The organism is Agrobacterium sp. S7/73, assembly GCF_019355535.1.
Taxonomy (GTDB): Bacteria; Pseudomonadota; Alphaproteobacteria; order Rhizobiales; family Rhizobiaceae; genus Agrobacterium; species Agrobacterium tumefaciens.
In genome coordinates, this window is the sequence record NZ_CP072136.1 from 1,930,468 (window position 1) to 1,947,839 (window position 17,372).

Genomic DNA, 17,372 nt, shown 5'->3' on the forward strand with positions numbered 1-17,372 from the left:
CGCAGCCTGTGGTTAAACCTTGAATTGTCACGATTTCGCCTTCCCCCCAGTGGGGAGAAGGCAACCAATGCGAGTTGATGCGGCCCTTTCCCCGCTCACTGCCCCATGGTCGAGCGATGCGCCCAGCCGGTCATGCGCTTTTCGAGCCAGGCCATGATCGCATACATGACGATACCTTCCACGGCGAGCATCAACAGACCGGCAAAGACCAGTGGGACGTTGAACTGGCTTTGCGCCGAACTCATCATATTACCGAGGCCATAATTGGAGGCGACGGTTTCCGATACGACCGAGCCGACGAAGGCGAGCGTGATGGCGATTTTCAGCGAGCCGAAGAAGTAAGGCATGGAGCGCGGAATGCCGACCTTCAGCATGATATCCATCTTCCTGGCGCCAAGTGCGCGCAGCACGTCCTCCGTTTCCGGCTCGATGGTGGCCAAACCGGTCGCGACGTTGACGACGATAGGGAAGAAGGAAATCAGGAACGCAGTCAGAACCGCAGGAACAGTGCCGATGCCGAACCAGATGACGAGGATCGGCACCAGCGCCACTTTGGGGATGGCGTTAAAACCGATCATCAGCGGATAAAGCCCGGCATAGATGGTTTTCGACCAGCCGATAAAGAGGCCGATGGCGAGACCCGCCGCGACGGCGATCGCAAAACCGAGCGTGGTGGTATAGAGCGTCTGCAGTGAGTTCTTCCAGATCGGCGACCAATATTGCACGATGGCCTGCCCCACACGCACGGGCGACGGCAGAATGGTTGGCGGCATTTTCAACGCGTAGACCAGCAGCTCCCACATTGCAAACAGCGCCAGCGTATAGAGCCAGGGGGCGGCCTTCACCCAGTTGACCCGGGCGATCAGCGGTTTCGACGGCGCGGTTGCCATGCTGCTTTCCACAAACGCACTCATGCCGCCACCCTCGCCTGCGCTATCTCGCCATGCAGTTCCTGCACCATGTCGTTGAAACCCTTGTCATACATGATATCCAGCTGGCGCGGTCGCGCAAAAGGCACGCGGTGTTCCGCCAGCACGCGGCCCGGCCTTGCACTCATCACGAAAATCTTGTCGGCGAGAAAGGTCGCTTCGCGCAGGTCATGCGTCACCAGAATGATGGTAACCCGCTGCGCCGTATGCAGATCGCGGATGACACACCACAGTTCCTCGCGGGTGAAGGCGTCGAGCGCGCCGAAGGGCTCATCCAGCATGAGAAGGTCCGGCTCGTGGATCAATGCGCGGCAGAGATTGGCGCGTTGCTGCATGCCGCCGGAAAGCTGCCAGGGGAATTTCGAGCCGAAGCCTTTGAGGCCGACGATTTCCAGCAGGCGTTCGGCTTTGGCGACATATTCGGCCTTATGCGCGCGCAGACGCCGGCGGTGTTTCTCGACGATCTCCAGCGGCAGCAGGATATTTTCGAGCGTCGTGCGCCAGGGCAGCATCGTCGGGTTCTGAAACGCCATGCCGACAATGGACACCGGTTCCGTGACCTGCCGTCCGGCCACGATGACATTGCCCTTTTGCGGAATGTGCAGCCCCGTTACCAGCTTCATCAGGGTCGACTTGCCGCAGCCCGACGGGCCGACGACAGCAGCGAATTCCCCCTTGTCGACCGTCAGGTTGAGGCCGGATACAGCCAGCGTTCCGGCTGCCCCGCCGTAACGCATGTCGACATTGTCTATTTCCACGAGATGTGACATCGCAGTCCCCTTTTCAGCCCCCCATGCTATTTAAAATTGCAAACCGCCCGGACCGGCAAGCGATCCGGGCGGTCGCCGTGACATCAATCAGGGAAGCATGCGCTCTTCCTTGGGCGGCAGGTAAGCCGCGTCGAAGACCTGCTCTGCCTTGACGTTGCCCTTCAGACCCATGGAAACTTTCAGGGTCTCGAGGGAGGCAGCAAGCCGGGCCGGATCGACGCCGCCCATGCCATTTTCCACCACATAGGGCGTCTTGATGTTCATGCTGTTGGCCATGTTGAGGCGTTCCAGCTCAATCGCGCTGTCGAGCGTCTCGTTACGCTTGAGCACGGCCGCCACACCCTCTTCAGGGGCCTTGACGGAATCGGCGAAGCCCTTGGCCAGCGCCTTGAGGAAACCCTTGACGGCATCAGGGTTTTTCTCAGCAAAATCAGTGTTTACCAGCACAGCATTGCCATAAAGATTCAAGCCATGCTCGGCCATCAGGATGGTCGAGATATCGTCATCGGCAATGCCCTGTTTTTTCAGGTTGAGGATCACCGAAAAGGCAAAACCGAAGACGCCGTCGACATCGCCCTTGGCGAGCATCGGCTCACGCACCGGAAAGCCGATCGATTCGATCTTGATCTTGCTGTCGTCCAGCCCCGCGACCTGCTTGAAGGCTGGCCATTGCGCAAAAGCGCCATCCGGCGGCGGCGCGCCGAGCTTCTTGCCTTCCAGCGACTTCGGGTCGCCAGTCACACCAAGCGACTTGCGGCCCACGACAGCAAATGTCGGGCGTTCATAGACCATGTAAACGGCCTTGACTTTCTGGCTCGGATCCTCATCGAGGAACTTGATCACCGAATTGATGTCGCCGAAACCCATCTGGTAAGCGCCGGTTGCCACGCGCGGAATGGCCTCCACCGAGCCGTTACCGCTGTCGATCGTCACGTCGAGGCCTTCGGCCTTGAAGTATCCCTTGTCCAACGCCAGCAGGAAACCTGCTGCAGGTCCCTCGAATTTCCAGTCGAGCGTGAATTTTACCGGCGTTTCGGCATGGGCGCTCGTTACCGGCAGCGACAGCCCGGCAGCGGCACCGACTGCAGCAATGGCCAGAGCTCTCGACAACAACCTACGCGTTAATATCATCTATTCCCCCTGATGGTTATGGTTGGATTGGTTGCATAAGACCCAATTCCAGCCATCAAGGCAAGATAAAATTGCATACAAAATAGCCGTTATTTTGTATGCTTATTTTAAAGGCATTCATGGTCAACCGGCAGGCAAAAAGCCCGATTTTTGCCCATCCCGCATGCAACGAAGCGACAGCAACATCGTTCACGCAGCGAACACAGCGTTCTCACTTGCCGGGGTTGCGGATCAGGCGCAGCGTGGGACAAATAGGGCCACAAACAGCAGGCAAAACGGCGGGGACGGCAAGATGAATTCTGCACTGGGCATACACCACATCACGATGATCACCCGGAAGGTGCAGGCGAATGTCGATTTTTACGCCGGCTTTCTCGGCTTAAGGCTCGTCAAACGCACTGCCGGTTTTGAAGATGCCATGCAGCTTCACCTGCTTTACGGCGACGGAAACGCCTCGCCCGGCTCGCTTTTGACCTTCCTCGTCTGGGAAGACGGTGGGCAGGGCCGCGTGGGTTATGGCCAGACGCTGGAAGTTTCACTGGCGATCAACCCTGCCAGCATTGGTTTCTGGCTGACGCGCGCGCTGAAATTCGGCATCCGCGCGGAGGGCCCATCCGACGAATTCGGAACCCCTGTCATCCGGTTGAAAGACCCTGACGGCCTGATCGTCAAGCTGGTCGGCACGAACGCCTTCGCCGATGCCACGCCGCATGTGACAAACGACATCCCGGCAGAAGACGCCATTCGCCGGATTTATGGCGCGACGATGCTGAGCGAGGTGCCGGAAGAAACCGTGGCGTTCCTTACAAGATATTTCGGATACCGGCAGGAAAGCCAGACAGGCGCGATCCGCCGGCTCATATCGCAAAGCAGCGACATCATCGACGTGCGCGACGCGACCGGCTTCTGGTCCAGCGCCCCGGGCACCGGCACTGTTGACCACATCGCTTTCCGCGCGAAGGATCTGGACGAGTTGAACGCGGTTCTGGCCGAGCTGAAATCGCTGAACTCCAGCACCACGAATGCCCACGACCGGAAGTATTTCCACTCGCTTTATGTCCGCGAACCGGGCGGCGTGCTGATTGAAATGGCGACCGACGCTCCCGGCATGACCGTGGACGAGCCGCTGGAGGCACTCGGCGAAAATTTGTTCATCCCGCCACTCTTCATGAAGGACGAAGCGGATGTGCGCGTTGCGCTGCCGCAATTTTCGATGCCGGGCGAAGAACGTATCGTCTATCGCGACCTGCCCTTCGTGCACCGCTTCTATACGCCCGAAAAGCCGGATGGCAGCACCATCATCCTGCTGCACGGTTCCGGCGGCAGTGAAACCAGCCTGATGCCGCTGGCGCACCGGGCTGCTCCGGGCGCCACGCTTCTCGGCGTGCGTGGCCGCAGCACGGAGGAAGACATCGCCCGCTGGTTCCGGCGTCTGCCCGATTTCAGCTTCGACCAGAAGGATATCGTCTCGGAAGCGGAAGCCTTTGCCGCCTTCATTGACGGCGCCATTCGGTCCTATGGTCTGGATCGTTCGAAGCTGCGCTTCATCGGCCATTCCAACGGCGCAAATTTCTATGCGGCCTTTGCGGCACTCTACCCGGAGCTTGCCGGGGATGCGCTGCTTTATCGCCCGTTGCCGATTCTCGATAGATGGCCGGAAAGTGATCTTACCGGACGCAACTTCCTGCTCGTAGCCGGAGAACGCGACAAATATCGCGACAGAGCGGCAGATGTGCAAGGCAGGCTTGTGGCCGGCGGCGCGCGGGCAGAAGTGCAAATGATCGATGACGGTCACGATCTTGGGTTTGCCGATATCGAAGCGGCACGGCACTGGCTTGCGGCGTGACATCTGACGATAGTACGTTGCCTCGTGGTTTAGTCTCCCCCGCCGGCCAGAAAGCCACGGCAGCGGTATAAGGGGCAAAGGCCGCGAGATTGGGCAACGTTTTCCCCTCATCCGACCCTTCGGGCCACCGTCTCCCCGGCGGGCAGAAGAAACAAACGGCAACCTCCCGCATCCCTCAACCAAGCCTTGCATAAATTCGCCAAAACGGCTTTAAAAACAGCTTAGTAATTGGAGAGTCTGTTTGGAAATCCCGTTTCTCATCCTCGCCGTCATCGCAGCCTTCATCTATACGCTGCTCGCAAGCATTCGCAATTCAAGCCGCATCAAGTCGCTGGAGCGTGAGGTTCACGGCCTGAAGCGGCTGATGGCCACCGGGGCGGCCTCTCCTCTTGCCGCACAGACGGAGGCGGATGCAGCCGCGGAAAACCCGGATTTCAGGGCGGAAGAAGAAGATCGGGCTTTGCCGGAAGACGAGTTCGTCGAAACGGAATATCCGTCCGAAACCGAAGTGGCCGCGGCCATGGCGCCGGCGGAGAACCTTGCCAGCGCGGAAGAGACAAGTGCGCTTTCCACTGAGGCCGCATCCGCGTCAGCCCCGAAGGAAAGCTTCGAAAGTCTGCTGGGCGCACGCTGGGCAGTGTGGGCAGGTGGGCTGGCGCTGGCGCTCGGCGGCATTTTCCTCATCAAATATTCGATCGAGTCTGGGCTCCTGAGCCCGGCCGTGCGGCTTTCGCTCGCCGCCATTTTCGGCCTCGGTCTCGGTCTTGCCGGCGAGGCGATCCGCCGCAGGGCCGTACCTGGTATCGCCACCACCTATTCCAACGCCATGATACCTGGCGTGCTGACGGCAGCAGGTGCACTGACGCTGTTCGGCGTTATCTATGCCGCCTACGGCATTTACGACTACATAAGCCCCACCACCGCTTTCATCCTGCTCGGGCTTGTCGCCTTCGCCACTATTGGCCTTTCACTTCTGCACGGGCAGGCGCTCGCCGGTCTTGGCCTTTTGGGCTCTATGCTGACGCCTGCGCTGATCGCCACCGAAACGCCTGATGTATGGGCGCTGTTCATCTTCCTGACGATCTCCTGGCTCGCGACAGCTGCTGCCGCGCGCAGGCAGCGCTGGACCGTGGCTCCCTCGCTTGCCAATGCCGGTCTCGGCCTCTGGGCGCTCGGCTATATCGCCATCGCCGACACGATCAGTGCCGCACCTCCGGTCCTTGCGCTGCTCGTCATGCTTGCGGGTACGATCTTCCTCTGGCCCGGACGCTATTTCGACGCAGCACCTGCCGAAACGGGAGAAACCGTAACTTCCGGGCGGCGCGCCGTTCGCGCCATGCGGCTTTTGCTGCGCCCGTCGCTTGCCATCAATCTCACCGTCTCAATGGCCGTGATCCTGCCGGCATTCAGCTTTCTCGTCATCGGCGCCGGCATCGACCTTCATCCGGCCGTGATTGTCTCAGCGCTCATCGCAGGGCTGGCGGCCCTTGGTGCTTCCCGCCGCAACGCGGTCTGGCCCGCCATTATCGCAGCACTTGGCGCGCAGGCTGCGGTCTCGGTGATGTCTCGCTCCGGGCTCGATTTCATCGGCATCATCAACGATACCTCGATTGCGCTGCCGCCGGTGCGAACCGGCTACATGGCTGAAATCGCCATGGCGCTTGGTCTTGGCGCCATTCTTTTGCTCTGCGGTTTTTCCTTCCTTAAACGCAAGGGCGCGGACGATCCGGATTTCGCCCAGCTCTGGGCGGGGATTGCAGCTCTCTTCCCGGTCTGGCTCGGAACCGCGAGCTTCGTCGAATATGGAAATCTCGGTCGTGACTGGCTGCATGCAGCCTATGGCCTCGGCCTAGGTTTCCTGCTGATCGCCGCTGCCGAATGGCTGCACCGACAAAACAACGAGGCCTATCGCAAGCCGCTCAACATCCTCGTGCTCGGCTCCTTTGCCGCATTCGCGCTAAGCCTGCACACGCTGACTGAGGGGCTTACGACAACCATACTGCTTTCCGTCATCGGTTTCGGTTATGTGCTGGCAACCCGCCAGCGCAACTGGGATGTGCTGCCCTGGGTCATGGCGGTGGCAAGTGTTGCCGTTCTTGGCCGCATCGCCTGGGAGCCGACCATCGTCGGGCCGCAAAATCTTGGGCTCACGCCGGTCTTCAACGCGCTTCTGCCGGGTTACGGCATTCCGGCGCTGCTCGCCATCGTCTCCGCCTGGATGCTGCGCGACTGGCCGGGCTTCCGGGCAAAGAACTTCCTGCAGGCCATCGCCAGCCTGATGGGCCTGCTGGCGGTCGCAATCCTCATCCGCCATGCGATGAATGGCGGCACACTGGACGAAAGCGTGCCGACGCTTGGCGAACAGTCGATCTATACGCTGCTGACCATCGGTTTTTCAGGCGTACTGATGACGCTCGATTTGAAGAGCCCCAGCCCCGTCTTCCGTTACGGCTCGATGATTGCAGGCGTTATCGCCGTCATCAACGTGCTGGTGATGCATTTCTTCACGCTGAACCCCTATTTCACCGGCGAAAATACCGGCCGCATCCCGTTCCTCAACCTGCTGCTGATCGGTTACCTGCTGCCGGCGCTTGCCTATGGCGGCCTTGCCTATTACGCACGCGGCAAGCGGCCTGCAGCCTATGTCAGCCTGCTGGCCGTGGCGGGTGCCGCACTCGGCTTTGCCTGGGCCACGCTTTCGGTCCGCCGTTTCTGGCAGGGTGAAAACATTGCCAACTGGAAAGGCTTCCTGCAGGGCGAGACCTACAGCTACTCGGTGGTCTGGCTGTTGATCGGCGTATTGCTGCTCATCGTCGGTTCGCGCTTCAATGCCCGCAGCCTGCGTCTGGCATCCGCCGCCTTCGTGCTGATCTCCGTCGCCAAGGCATTCCTGATCGACATGAGCAATCTTGAGGGCGTGCTGCGGGCGCTGTCCTTCATCGGGCTTGGCGTCGTGCTGATCGGCATCGGTCTGTTCTATCAGAAAATCCTCACCCGGCAGCCGAAGACATGATCCCGGCTGAGGCTTTTGCGCCCTATGCGGCGCTTGCGCAGGACCTGATACCGCATGCCGCCGATGCGGGCGACGGCTCACACGATCTTGCCCATATCCACCGCGTCTTCCGCAACGCCATGCGCATCCATGCGGGCGAAGGCGGCGATGGTACGGTGCTGGCGGCGAGCGTGCTCTTGCATGATTGCGTAGCTGTGGAGAAGAACTCGCCGCTTCGCGCGCAGGCCTCACGGCTGGCGGCGGAAAAGGCCTCCGGCATTCTGGCCGGGCTTGGCTGGCGTCAGGCCGATATTGACGCCGCCGCGCATGCCATCACCACACATAGTTTTTCCGCCAATATCGAGCCGCAGACGCTGGAGGCAAAGATCCTTCAGGATGCCGACCGGCTGGACGCCATCGGCATGGTGGGTGCTGCGCGTTGCTTTTATATTGCCGGACGCATGGGTTCGGCGCTCTACGACCCGGCCGATCCGCTGGCAAAGGACCGTCCGCTTGATGATCGCGCCTTCGCCATCGACCATTTCGAAACCAAGCTGTTCAAGCTTGCGGATGGTTTCCGCACCGAAACCGGGCGAGAACTGGCAAAGGCCCGCCATGAGCGGCTGAAACAGGTGCTGGACCTGTTTCTCGACGAAATCTGAGGAGACCTGAATGCGTGTGACCGAACTCAACATCTACCCGCTGAAAAGCGCGCGCGGCATTGTCCTCTCGAAAAGCGATGTTTCGGCGGAAGGCCTGCCTGGCGACCGGCGCGCCATGCTGACCGACCCTTCGGGCCACTTCATTACCCAGCGCGAATTGCCTGATATTGCCACGGTTCTGGCACAGCACGCGGATGGCGGCATGGTGCTTTCGCGGGAAGCAGGTGGCAAGATTTTCGCCAGGCCTTCCGGGCAGCGCATGGATGTCGCCGTGTGGAAATCGATCGTCAGCGCCAATATCGCCGATAGCGAAACCAACGATACACTGTCTGAGTGGCTTGGGCGCGAGGTGAAGCTGGTGTTCTTCGATGACATCGCAAAACGCATCGCGAGCCTTGAATGGACCGGCAACGAAACGCCCGTCACCTTTGCGGACGGTTACCAGATCCTCGTCACCACCACCGCTTCACTTGCAGCCCTTAACGACAATATGCGTGCAAATGGCGAAGACGCCGTTGGCATGGAGCGGTTCCGGCCCAATATCGTGCTGGAAACGGACGAGCCGTGGGCGGAGGATCGCTGGGCGGCGATCGAGATCGGCGGCATCCGTTTCGACCTCGTCAAGCCCTGCGCCCGCTGCATCATGACGACACAGGACCAGATAACCGGCTCCCGCGATGTACCCTCCCCCATGAAGGCCATGGGCCGCATCCGCATGTCCGGCGACCGGCGCGTGCCCGGCCCGCTCTTCGGCTGGAATGTCACACCGCGCGGCGAAGGCAGGCTAGCTGTTGGGGATGCGGCAAAGGTAGTCGAGGAACGGCCGGACGGCTGGGCGATCAAGAGGCGTTAAGCTGCTGGGCGATGCATCTCACGATCTCGTATCAAGGCTTCTTCGCACCGACGATCAGGAAAATCGGACGGCGGTCTTCGTGTTTCATCTCCGGCCGCTCCGCCAGCAGGGCGGGATCGGGCCTCGGTTCCGCGAGCCGCGTGATCGCAAAGCCTGAAGTCAGCAGGGCGTTGAGAATGCTTGACACCGTGCGGTGATATTTGACGACATCATCCGCCATCCAGTTGGAATGGCGCACGCCCTCGTTCTGATAGTTATCGAGCGGCCAGTGCAGTATTTCGCCATCTTCGCCGTAGAACCAGTCCTGTTTGTCCAGCGCCGTGAACACGGGATGCTCGATGGAAAAGACAAAGTCGCCGCCGGATTTCAACACGGAGAAAACTCTCGCGAATGCCGCATCGAGGTCGCGGACGTAGTGCAGAGCGAGTGAGCTCAGTACCAGATCGAAGCTTTCCGGCGCAAAATCGATGTCCTCGATCGCGGCGCGGCGATATTCGATGCCGGGGCCGCCGTTTATCTCAGCGGCGCGGCGCAGCATATTTTCCGACAGATCGACCCCGACGACATGCGCCGCGCCCTGCTCTACGGCATGGCGGCAATGCCAGCCAAAACCGCAACCGAGATCAAGAACTGTCTTGTCTTTCAGCGCTGGCAACATGGCGCGCAGCTCATGCCATTCGCCCGCCTGACGCAGTCCCTCCAGAGAGCGTGGCATGGCGCTGTAGCGCTCGAAAAACTGCGGGTCGTCGTAAATATTCTGCTTCATCGTTGCCTCACCTTGCCCGATGGCATTTCACCTGAGTGTCTCATCAATCGCACGAATAGTGCCGTCAAGAAAAGTTGCTAGTGGGGCAGCCTTGCAAAAGATAATATTCCTCTCATCAAAGGGGAATTTTGCGGCACAGCGTCCCACGAGGCGAGGCGCTGCATCGGGAGAGTTTCATGTCGCAAGCCACACGCCAAACCATGCCCTGGGCGATCATCGTCGCCGGGTCGCTGATCGCGGTCATGACCTTCGGGCCACGCTCGGCGATGGGCTTTTTCCAGCTACCCATGCTGGCCGATACCGGCTGGGACCGCTCCACCTTCGGACTTGCCATGGCGTTGCAGAACCTGTTCTGGGGTCTAGGCCAGCCATTCTTCGGCGCCATCGCCGATAAATTCGGCACCGGCCGTGTGCTCGTGCTTTCCGGCTTTCTCTATGCGGCTGGCCTCATCTGCATGTCCTTCGGCACTTCGCCCTTCTGGCTGCATTTCGGTGGTGGCGTGCTTGTCGGGCTTGGCATTGCAGCTGGTTCGTTCAGCGTCATTCTTTCGGCCTTCGCGCGGCATGTTACGCCGCAGCAACGCTCGCTTGCCTTCGGCATCGGCACCGCGGCGGGATCGGCGGGCATGTTCCTGTTTGCGCCAATCAGCCAGGGCCTGATTTCCACCTATGGCTGGTCGGACAGTCTCGTCTGGCTTGCCGTGATGATGATGCTGGTGCCACTGCTGGCCTATCCGATGCGTGGCAATTCCTCGTCCGGCAGCCAGTCACAGACGCAATTCAAGCAGACGGCAGGCGAGGCGCTAAGAGAAGCGCTGGGCCACAAGAGCTATCTGCTTTTGACCACCGGCTTTTTCGTCTGCGGTTTTCAGGTGGCCTTCATCACCGCGCATTTTCCGGCCTATCTCGGCGATATCGGCATCGAACCCCGCTATGCGGTCATCGCCATGGCGCTGATCGGCTTCTTTAACATCATCGGATCGCTGGCCGCCGGCGTCATCGCCCAGCGTTATTCGAAACCCTATCTGCTGGCCTATATCTATATCGCCCGCTCAATCGCCGTCACCGCCTTCCTGCTTCTGCCGCAGTCACCGCTTTCAGTCATCATCTTCGCGGCCGTGATGGGCATCCTGTGGCTTTCCACCGTGCCGCCGACCAATGCGCTGGTGGCGATCATGTTCGGCACGCGCCATCTCGGCATGCTGGGTGGCGTCGTATTCCTGTCGCATCAGATCGGCTCGTTCCTCGGTGTCTGGCTCGGCGGCTTCCTTTACGACAAGCTCGGCTCCTACGATCTCGTCTGGTGGCTCGGCGTCGGCATGGGGATTTTTGCGGCCATCGTGCATTGGCCTATTCAGGAACGACCCGCACCTCGGCCAGCGATGGCCTGAGGCTATACCGCCTTATCGAGCGCAGGCAGCACCGCCTTACGCTCCAGTGCCTTCAACGCCGCCTGCACGAAACCGTCGCGGGCGGCGTTTTCATTGAGGCCGCGTGGATCATAAACATGGCGGTTGAGGAAATGGGCGGTGAGACGGAAGGCGGCCGAGAGGCTGTCGCGATCGGCGGCCTTCGACTGACCTTCGCTCAGGAAAGCGGGAAGCGAGAGCATACGCGCCGCATAGGGCGCCCCCGCCGTACTACAGACCGCCCTGCCCGTTTTGGGCGATACATAGATGAGATCGGTGCGCAGGCCCGTTGCCGCGCATTCCGTGAGATCGAGACCGAAACCAAGATCGTTCAGCACCGCCAGCTCGAAACGAACGAACAATTCGCCAGCATCGACCGGATCATGGAGATTGTCGAGAATGACGTCGAGCGCCTGATAGAGATGCGGATGCGGGTCACGCTCCGGCAAAAGGCGCAGCAACGCGCCCATGGCCTGCACACCATACACCGCGGTTGCCGTTTCCATCAGTTGCGCCGCCCGCAACTGCAAAGGCTCAATGCGGAATTCGCCGAGATGGTCGTCAAGCCGCGCCCGCCAGATCACATCCACCCGGTTTCCCGCCTGCAGCACCGGCTGCATGCTGCGGGAGCGCCCGCCGCGCACCATCCCCAGATGGCGGCCGCGCAAACGGGTCATCACCTCGGCGATGACGCTGGTCTCGCCATGACGCTTTACGCCGAGAATGATTGCCTCGTCCTGCCACTGCATGAAATCTGTCCGAATTCCGATTCAAGCCCGATCATAACCGATCTGACGGCGAAACGTTATTCTTTTACGGTGTCACGCGCCGCAGCAACGAGCGTTGTCACGAAATCGGCGATTTCGTTTTCACCGAAAGGCTTGCCCAGCAAGGGCGCATGCACGAGATCTTCGGGAAAACCACTCGTGTCGCCATAACCGCTGACGAAACCGAAGGGAATTCCGTGATCGCGCAGGTGGCGGGCAAAATCGTAACTCTTGCCGTCGGAAAGGCTGACATCGAGAAGCACGCAATCGGCGCCATCCCGCCCTAATGCGTCCTGTGCCTGCGCAAGTGTCGTCGCAATCGTGATGGTTTCAACGCCGATGGACTGGAGAACCGCCTCGACGTCAAGCGCCACCAGATATTCATCTTCAACGATGATGCAGCGTTGTGGCACCATGTTTCTTCTTCTTTCAACGTGAAGGGAACCAGACGGATTTGCGCCGCTGTCGCCAATGTGATTTTCAAGCGCCATGTCGACAGAGTTCGCAAATTACGGACCCAACGTCATTTAAAAAAGACATGTCGAAAAAAGATCAGATGAAGGGTCTTGGCCGCTTTTCATCGTTTTGCCAACCGGCAACGTGGCTCAGTCCGGCATCGTCCAGCACCAGACAGCCCTTGTCCGTCCAGCGAATCAGACCGCGATCGACAAGCTTTCTCAAGGTCTTGTTGGTGTGGACGATGGAGAGGCCAAGCGTATCGGCAACATGCTGCTGGGTTACCGGGATCGGCGTTTCACCCTGCACGAGATTAACCGCCTTTGCCTTGCTGTAAAGGAACGCGATGAGGTAGGCAGCACGCTCGATTGCTGTGCGCCGACCGATGCTGAGCAAGTGGTTGTCGAGCATGCGCTCCTCGCTTGCTGCAATCCACGTCAGGTCATAGGCAAGGGTCGGATGATCGGTGAAGAGGTTGTTGAGTCGCGAGCGCTCGAAGACACACAGCGTCACCGGCGACAGCGCCTCCACCGAATGCTGCATTTCCCCCATGACCGTGCCCTGCAGGCCGACGAGATCGCCTGGCATGACATAATTGAGGATCTGCCGCCTGCCGTCTTCCAGTGTTTTATAACGGAAAGCCCAGCCTTGAAGGACAGTGTAGAGATGAGCGCTGTGCGACCCTTCCATCAAAATGACGGAACCGCTTTCGACCGCCAGTTCCCCTGTCTTGAAACGAGAGACGAAATCCAGTTCGGAAGAGGAAAAGTCCCTGAAATGCGGGAGGTCGCGCAAGGGACAGTGCTGACACGGGGTGGTGGAAATTCCGTTCGGTTTTTTTGGCGACATGAATATCCATCATCGAAAAAAAGGTTGCGCCCAATCGTTTTGGAACAACCCACCCGAATGCATTCGGTTCCCGATAAAAGGTTGAAGATATTCAGAATGTTCGTTGTGTGCCGTTCCGTTTCCGGCCGGCACATCCACATTCCTGTACCTGTCACAGGAATGTGGGAGGAACCGCATGTGCCTTATCCCCGCGGAAATTCCAGGCCCATTTCGCGGAAACGTTCGGGGTCGTCGCCCCAGTTTTCGCGAACCTTGACGAACAGGAAGAGGTGGACCGGCTGTTCGAGGATTTCAGACAGTTCCTTGCGCGAGGCGGTGGAGATCGCCTTGATCGCGTCGCCGTTCTTGCCGAGAGCGATCTTCTTCTGGCTGTCGCGCTCGACATAGATCACCTGCTCGATGCGCACGGAGCCGTCCTTGCGTTCTTCCCACTTCTCAGTCTCGACATGCGAGGCGTAGGGAAGCTCCTGATGCAGACGCAGGAACAGCTTTTCGCGGGTGATTTCGGCGGCAAGCTGGCGCATCGGAAGATCGGAAATCTGGTCTTCCGGATAATACCACGGACCTTCCGGCAGGGTATCGACCAGATAATCCATCAGGTCTTCGCAGCCCGAGCCGTTGGTGGCCGAAATCATGAAGGTCCGGTCGAAGGTCACGTGCTCATTGGCGGCGGCAGCAAGCTTCAGCAGGTCTTCGCGCTTCACCTGGTCGATCTTGTTGAGGCAGAGGATTTTCTTCTGCGGAACATCCTTCAGCCCCTCGAGAATCGCTTCCGCGTCACCCTTCAGGCCGCGTTCGCTGTCGATCAGCAGCAGGATGAGATCCGCATCCTTCGCTCCGCCCCAGGCCGAAGTGACCATGGCGCGGTCGAGCCTGCGGCGCGGCTTGAAGATGCCGGGCGTGTCCATAAAAACAATCTGCGCATTTTTGTGAATGGCGATGCCGCGCATCACCGCGCGCGTCGTCTGTACCTTGTGGCTGACGATCGAAACTTTTGCACCCACCAGCCTGTTGACCAGCGTCGACTTGCCGGCATTGGTCGGGCCGATGAGGGCCACGAAGCCGGAGCGGGTCGGAAGGGCGATGTCTTCGCCGGCAACGGCGGGGTTTTCGTGATCAGTCATGATATCCATTCAAGGTCTGAGGTATTCAACATGCGGCCAAAAGGCTCGCCATGCGCTCGATTTTAGCGCCACTATCTTTCGGGCGCTCAGTTCTAGGTGGAGCTTTTCTGCCAGACGCCTTCGCGTTCCAGCAATCTGGTTGCTGCCACCTGTTCGGCTGCGCGCTTGGAACGCTCGACGCCGGTTTCCGGCTTTACGCCGGGAATTTCCACCGTCACGGTGAAGCTGGGATCGTGATCCGGTCCGGAGCGATCGTCAACCCGATAAGCGGGCGTAACCGCAAATCTGGCATGCGCCCATTCCTGCAATTCAGTCTTGGCATCGCGCCGTCCGGCATCCACGCGCGTTGCGCGGCCCTGCCAGTATTTCAGAATGAACTTGCGGGATGCTTCCAGACCACCATCCAGATAGAGAGTGGCGATCAGGCTTTCGACCACATCGGCGCGCACGTTCAGCATCGCCTTGCCGGTCAGCTTCTTCACATCCGATCCGGTGCGAATGAAATTATGCAGGCCCATTTCGTCGCCGATAGCGGCGCAGGATTCGGCGCTGACAAGCTGGTTGAGGCGAACCGAAAGCTCACCTTCGCTGGCGTTGCGGAAGGTGGAGAACAACAGCTCGGCAACACAAAGGCCGAGAACGCGGTCGCCCAAAAACTCCAGCCGCTCGTAATTGCCCGCCGCAGCGGAACGGGCACTCGCATGGGTCAAGGCCCGGTCGAGCCGGGCCTTTTCCTTGAATTCATATCCGATCAACGCCTCGAGACGGGAAATCTCCGCAATCGACAGCGGCTTGGTCTTGCTCATCCCACAACCTTGAAGAGACGGTCCCAGCGCATGTTGGACGGCCAGTCCCAAATGCGGCTGAACGGCGTGTCATTGCCCAGCGAGAAGAAGATGACACTGGCGCGGCCGATCAGGTTTTCTTCCGGCACGAAACCGACATCGAAACGGCTGTCGAGCGAGTTGTCGCGATTATCGCCCATCATGAAATAATGGCCTTCCGGCACCAGGAATTCGCGGGTGTTGTCGCCGCGCGAATCGGGCGACTGGTCGAGCGTGTCGAAGGTGACGCCATTATCGAGCGTTTCGCGGAACACCGGTACATTGGCGCCCGGATCGGCACGGTAATCGGAGGTGAAGGTGCCATCAGGCTGCTTCGGAACCGGCTGGCCGTTGATGAACAGCACGCCGTTCGTCACCTGGATGCGGTCACCCGGCAAGCCGACGAGACGCTTGATGTAATCAACTTCAGGATTGGGCGGCAGGCGGAAGACCACGACATCGCCACGCTTGGGCTTGCTGAATTCGAGGATACGGCCTGAAAACAGGTTCGGCGAAAAGGGCAGCGAATATTTCGAATAGCCGTAGGAGAACTTGTTGACGAAAAGATAGTCGCCTACCAGCAGCGTCGGCATCATCGAACCTGAAGGGATCGTGAAGGGCTGAAACAGCACGGTGCGGATGACCATGGCCAGCAGCAGCGCCTGAATGATGACCTTGACGTTTTCCCAGAGGGCGTTCTGCTTCTTTTCAGCTTTTTCGGACACTTAAAGACCTGCCTGATTGTTTACCGGTTCCTGCGATTTGACGGAGGCGTCCGGGCCGTTGTTGCTCGCGACTGCGGCGGGGTGAAGCAATTTTTCACGCAGCCAGCGACGCTTTCATATTTCTGCGACTTCTCTAGAACCTTTCCAGCCGGAAGGGAAGCGCTTCTGTCATACGCCTGCAAATAGGCCGCCAATGCGGCAGCCGCCGGTCTCAGTCGCTCACGGGAAGCGCCTCGATAATCACAAATGCCTGAGCGTAAGGGTAATCGTCCGTGATGGTCAGATGGATATTGGCGCGGTGACCGGCGGGCAGCATGGCCGCCAGCCTTTCTGCGGCACCGTTGGTGAGCGCCATGGTCGGCTTGCCGCCCGGCAGATTGACGACCCCCATGTCCTTCCAGAAAACGCCGTTCGCAAGGCCGGTTCCGAGCGCCTTTGAACAGGCTTCCTTGGCGGCGAAACGCTTGGCGTAGGATGCCGCGCGGTTCTTGCGTCCATCGGACTTGGCGCGCTCGATATCGGTGAAACAGCGGTGCGTGAAACGTTCACCGAAACGGGTGAGCGAATGTTCGACGCGGCGGATATCGATCAGGTCGCTGCCCAATCCAAGGATCATTTCAACATCTCCAGAGACGCGTTTTTATTGGCGGCGCGATGCGCGAGATTTTCCATCTTGCGGCGCTGGAAACCGCTGATAAGGCTGTAGACGGTGATATAGGCGATGACCGCGCTCACGGCCGCGGGCAGAAGCGCACCAACGGTCATGGGTTCCAGCACCGGCCTCCATATCTGCCGGAATTCGAGGTGGCTGAACAGCGCAACGAAATCCACATGCGCAACCCCCGCCTCCTTCTGTCGTCCGAGCAGGAAATGCCCGAGTTCCCAGGTGGACGCCCAGATGAAAGGAAATGTCAGGGGATTGGCGAAGGTGGTGCCGAGTGCTGCCGCGACGAGATTGACGCGCATGAGGAAACCGAGCGCCATGGCGATAATGATATGCACGCCGAGAAACGGTGTCCACGCCACGCCGATACCGAGCGCGACACCGGCGGCAATCGAATGCGGAGACGCAGACAACCGCAGGAGACGCAGCTTCATATAGCGCAGCGAACGGGTAAAACCCGTGCGCGGCCAAAAGAGGTCACGAATCTTCTCTGAAAAACCAACGGGTTCACGGCGGCGAAACGGCATGAGGGCAGTCTATTTCATCGCTCCGGCTGAGCCAAGAGCATCGTATACGACACGGGGATTTCTTTTGCAGGCATATTT

Annotated in this window: 17 protein-coding genes; 5 read left to right on the forward strand and 12 right to left on the reverse strand. The window is 59.6% G+C overall.

Going from position 1 to position 17,372, the window contains the following annotated elements:
• Positions 1-95: 95 nt before the first annotated feature.
• The 3 genes from J5276_RS09545 to J5276_RS09555 all read right to left on the reverse strand — a co-directional run bounded on the left by J5276_RS09545 (position 96) and on the right by J5276_RS09555 (position 2,830).
• Positions 96-914, reverse strand: a complete 819-nt coding sequence (locus tag J5276_RS09545) for an ABC transporter permease (RefSeq protein WP_003512280.1) — start codon at positions 912-914, stop codon at positions 96-98.
• Positions 911-1,699: an ABC transporter ATP-binding protein gene (locus J5276_RS09550; RefSeq protein WP_003512279.1), complete on the reverse strand. Its 789-nt coding sequence runs from the start codon at positions 1,697-1,699 to the stop codon at positions 911-913. Before J5276_RS09550 ends, J5276_RS09545 begins: the two co-directional genes overlap by 4 nt.
• A gap of 87 nt (positions 1,700-1,786) precedes the next feature.
• Positions 1,787-2,830, reverse strand: a complete 1,044-nt coding sequence (locus J5276_RS09555; RefSeq protein ID WP_065661179.1) for an ABC transporter substrate-binding protein — start codon at positions 2,828-2,830, stop codon at positions 1,787-1,789.
• Between the two features lie 292 nt (positions 2,831-3,122).
• Between J5276_RS09555 and J5276_RS09560 the strand changes: the two genes are divergently transcribed.
• The 4 genes from J5276_RS09560 (at position 3,123) to J5276_RS09575 (ending at position 9,183) form a co-directional block, all read left to right on the forward strand.
• On the forward strand, positions 3,123-4,676 hold the full coding sequence (locus tag J5276_RS09560; protein WP_112178811.1) for a VOC family protein: 1,554 nt from the start codon (positions 3,123-3,125) through the stop codon (positions 4,674-4,676).
• A gap of 241 nt (positions 4,677-4,917) precedes the next feature.
• Positions 4,918-7,689: a DUF2339 domain-containing protein gene (locus J5276_RS09565; protein ID WP_112155697.1), complete on the forward strand. Its 2,772-nt coding sequence runs from the start codon at positions 4,918-4,920 to the stop codon at positions 7,687-7,689.
• Complete coding sequence (locus tag J5276_RS09570) at positions 7,686-8,330, forward strand: HD domain-containing protein (RefSeq protein ID WP_097102068.1); 645 nt, start codon at positions 7,686-7,688, stop codon at positions 8,328-8,330. Before J5276_RS09565 ends, J5276_RS09570 begins: the two co-directional genes overlap by 4 nt.
• 10 nt (positions 8,331-8,340) lie before the next feature.
• Positions 8,341-9,183, forward strand: a complete 843-nt coding sequence (locus J5276_RS09575; RefSeq protein ID WP_112178799.1) for an MOSC domain-containing protein — start codon at positions 8,341-8,343, stop codon at positions 9,181-9,183.
• Between the two features lie 31 nt (positions 9,184-9,214).
• Here the strand turns inward: J5276_RS09575 and J5276_RS09580 are convergent, their stop codons facing one another.
• The gene (locus J5276_RS09580) at positions 9,215-9,949 is read right to left on the reverse strand and encodes a class I SAM-dependent methyltransferase (RefSeq protein WP_111803596.1); all 735 of its coding nucleotides are present in this window, start codon (positions 9,947-9,949) and stop codon (positions 9,215-9,217) included.
• Positions 9,950-10,125: 176 nt separating this feature from the next.
• On the opposite strand from J5276_RS09580, the gene J5276_RS09585 reads away from it, so the two are divergent.
• Complete coding sequence (locus J5276_RS09585) at positions 10,126-11,340, forward strand: MFS transporter (RefSeq protein ID WP_112155699.1); 1,215 nt, start codon at positions 10,126-10,128, stop codon at positions 11,338-11,340.
• 2 nt (positions 11,341-11,342) lie between these two features.
• Here J5276_RS09585 and recO read toward each other — a convergent pair whose 3' ends face one another.
• The 8 genes from recO to J5276_RS09625 all read right to left on the reverse strand — a co-directional run bounded on the left by recO (position 11,343) and on the right by J5276_RS09625 (position 17,294).
• Positions 11,343-12,107, reverse strand: a complete 765-nt coding sequence (gene recO, locus J5276_RS09590; protein ID WP_112155700.1) for a DNA repair protein RecO — start codon at positions 12,105-12,107, stop codon at positions 11,343-11,345.
• Positions 12,108-12,163: 56 nt separating this feature from the next.
• Positions 12,164-12,541: a response regulator gene (locus J5276_RS09595; protein WP_025592901.1), complete on the reverse strand. Its 378-nt coding sequence runs from the start codon at positions 12,539-12,541 to the stop codon at positions 12,164-12,166.
• Between the two features lie 136 nt (positions 12,542-12,677).
• Entirely contained in the window at positions 12,678-13,430 is a 753-nt protein-coding gene (locus J5276_RS09600) for a Crp/Fnr family transcriptional regulator (protein WP_003512249.1), read from the reverse strand.
• 182 nt (positions 13,431-13,612) lie between these two features.
• The gene (gene era, locus J5276_RS09605; protein WP_013635798.1) at positions 13,613-14,563 is read right to left on the reverse strand and encodes a GTPase Era; all 951 of its coding nucleotides are present in this window, start codon (positions 14,561-14,563) and stop codon (positions 13,613-13,615) included.
• 83 nt (positions 14,564-14,646) lie between these two features.
• Positions 14,647-15,360, reverse strand: a complete 714-nt coding sequence (rnc, locus tag J5276_RS09610) for a ribonuclease III (RefSeq protein WP_003512245.1) — start codon at positions 15,358-15,360, stop codon at positions 14,647-14,649.
• Positions 15,357-16,103, reverse strand: coding sequence for a signal peptidase I (gene lepB, locus J5276_RS09615; protein WP_003512243.1), 747 nt, complete (start codon positions 16,101-16,103; stop codon positions 15,357-15,359). The genes rnc and lepB overlap by 4 nt, the downstream gene beginning before the upstream one ends.
• A 211-nt stretch (positions 16,104-16,314) precedes the next feature.
• Entirely contained in the window at positions 16,315-16,719 is a 405-nt protein-coding gene (gene acpS, locus J5276_RS09620) for a holo-ACP synthase (RefSeq protein ID WP_003512241.1), read from the reverse strand.
• A complete protein-coding gene (locus tag J5276_RS09625; protein ID WP_003512239.1) occupies positions 16,716-17,294 on the reverse strand; it encodes a DUF2062 domain-containing protein in 579 nt (192 codons plus the stop codon). The genes acpS and J5276_RS09625 overlap by 4 nt, the downstream gene beginning before the upstream one ends.
• Between the last annotated feature and the right edge of the window lie 78 nt (positions 17,295-17,372).

Bases quoted from the DNA above. Each gene is read 5' to 3' on its own strand.
- J5276_RS09600 (WP_003512249.1), bottom strand. From the start codon at position 13,430: ATGTCGCCAAAAAAACCGAACGGAATTTCCACCACCCCGTGTCAGCAC.
- J5276_RS09580 (WP_111803596.1), bottom strand. From the start codon at position 9,949: ATGAAGCAGAATATTTACGACGACCCGCAGTTTTTCGAGCGCTACAGC.
- J5276_RS09595 (WP_025592901.1), bottom strand. From the start codon at position 12,541: ATGGTGCCACAACGCTGCATCATCGTTGAAGATGAATATCTGGTGGCG.
- J5276_RS09585 (WP_112155699.1), top strand. From the start codon at position 10,126: ATGTCGCAAGCCACACGCCAAACCATGCCCTGGGCGATCATCGTCGCC.
- J5276_RS09570 (WP_097102068.1), top strand. From the start codon at position 7,686: ATGATCCCGGCTGAGGCTTTTGCGCCCTATGCGGCGCTTGCGCAGGAC.
- recO (WP_112155700.1), bottom strand. From the start codon at position 12,107: ATGCAGTGGCAGGACGAGGCAATCATTCTCGGCGTAAAGCGTCATGGC.
- J5276_RS09550 (WP_003512279.1), bottom strand. From the start codon at position 1,699: ATGTCACATCTCGTGGAAATAGACAATGTCGACATGCGTTACGGCGGG.
- acpS (WP_003512241.1), bottom strand. From the start codon at position 16,719: ATGATCCTTGGATTGGGCAGCGACCTGATCGATATCCGCCGCGTCGAA.
- J5276_RS09555 (WP_065661179.1), bottom strand. From the start codon at position 2,830: ATGATATTAACGCGTAGGTTGTTGTCGAGAGCTCTGGCCATTGCTGCA.
- J5276_RS09575 (WP_112178799.1), top strand. From the start codon at position 8,341: ATGCGTGTGACCGAACTCAACATCTACCCGCTGAAAAGCGCGCGCGGC.
- rnc (WP_003512245.1), bottom strand. From the start codon at position 15,360: ATGAGCAAGACCAAGCCGCTGTCGATTGCGGAGATTTCCCGTCTCGAG.
- era (WP_013635798.1), bottom strand. From the start codon at position 14,563: ATGGATATCATGACTGATCACGAAAACCCCGCCGTTGCCGGCGAAGAC.
- J5276_RS09560 (WP_112178811.1), top strand. From the start codon at position 3,123: ATGAATTCTGCACTGGGCATACACCACATCACGATGATCACCCGGAAG.
- J5276_RS09545 (WP_003512280.1), bottom strand. From the start codon at position 914: ATGAGTGCGTTTGTGGAAAGCAGCATGGCAACCGCGCCGTCGAAACCG.
- J5276_RS09625 (WP_003512239.1), bottom strand. From the start codon at position 17,294: ATGCCGTTTCGCCGCCGTGAACCCGTTGGTTTTTCAGAGAAGATTCGT.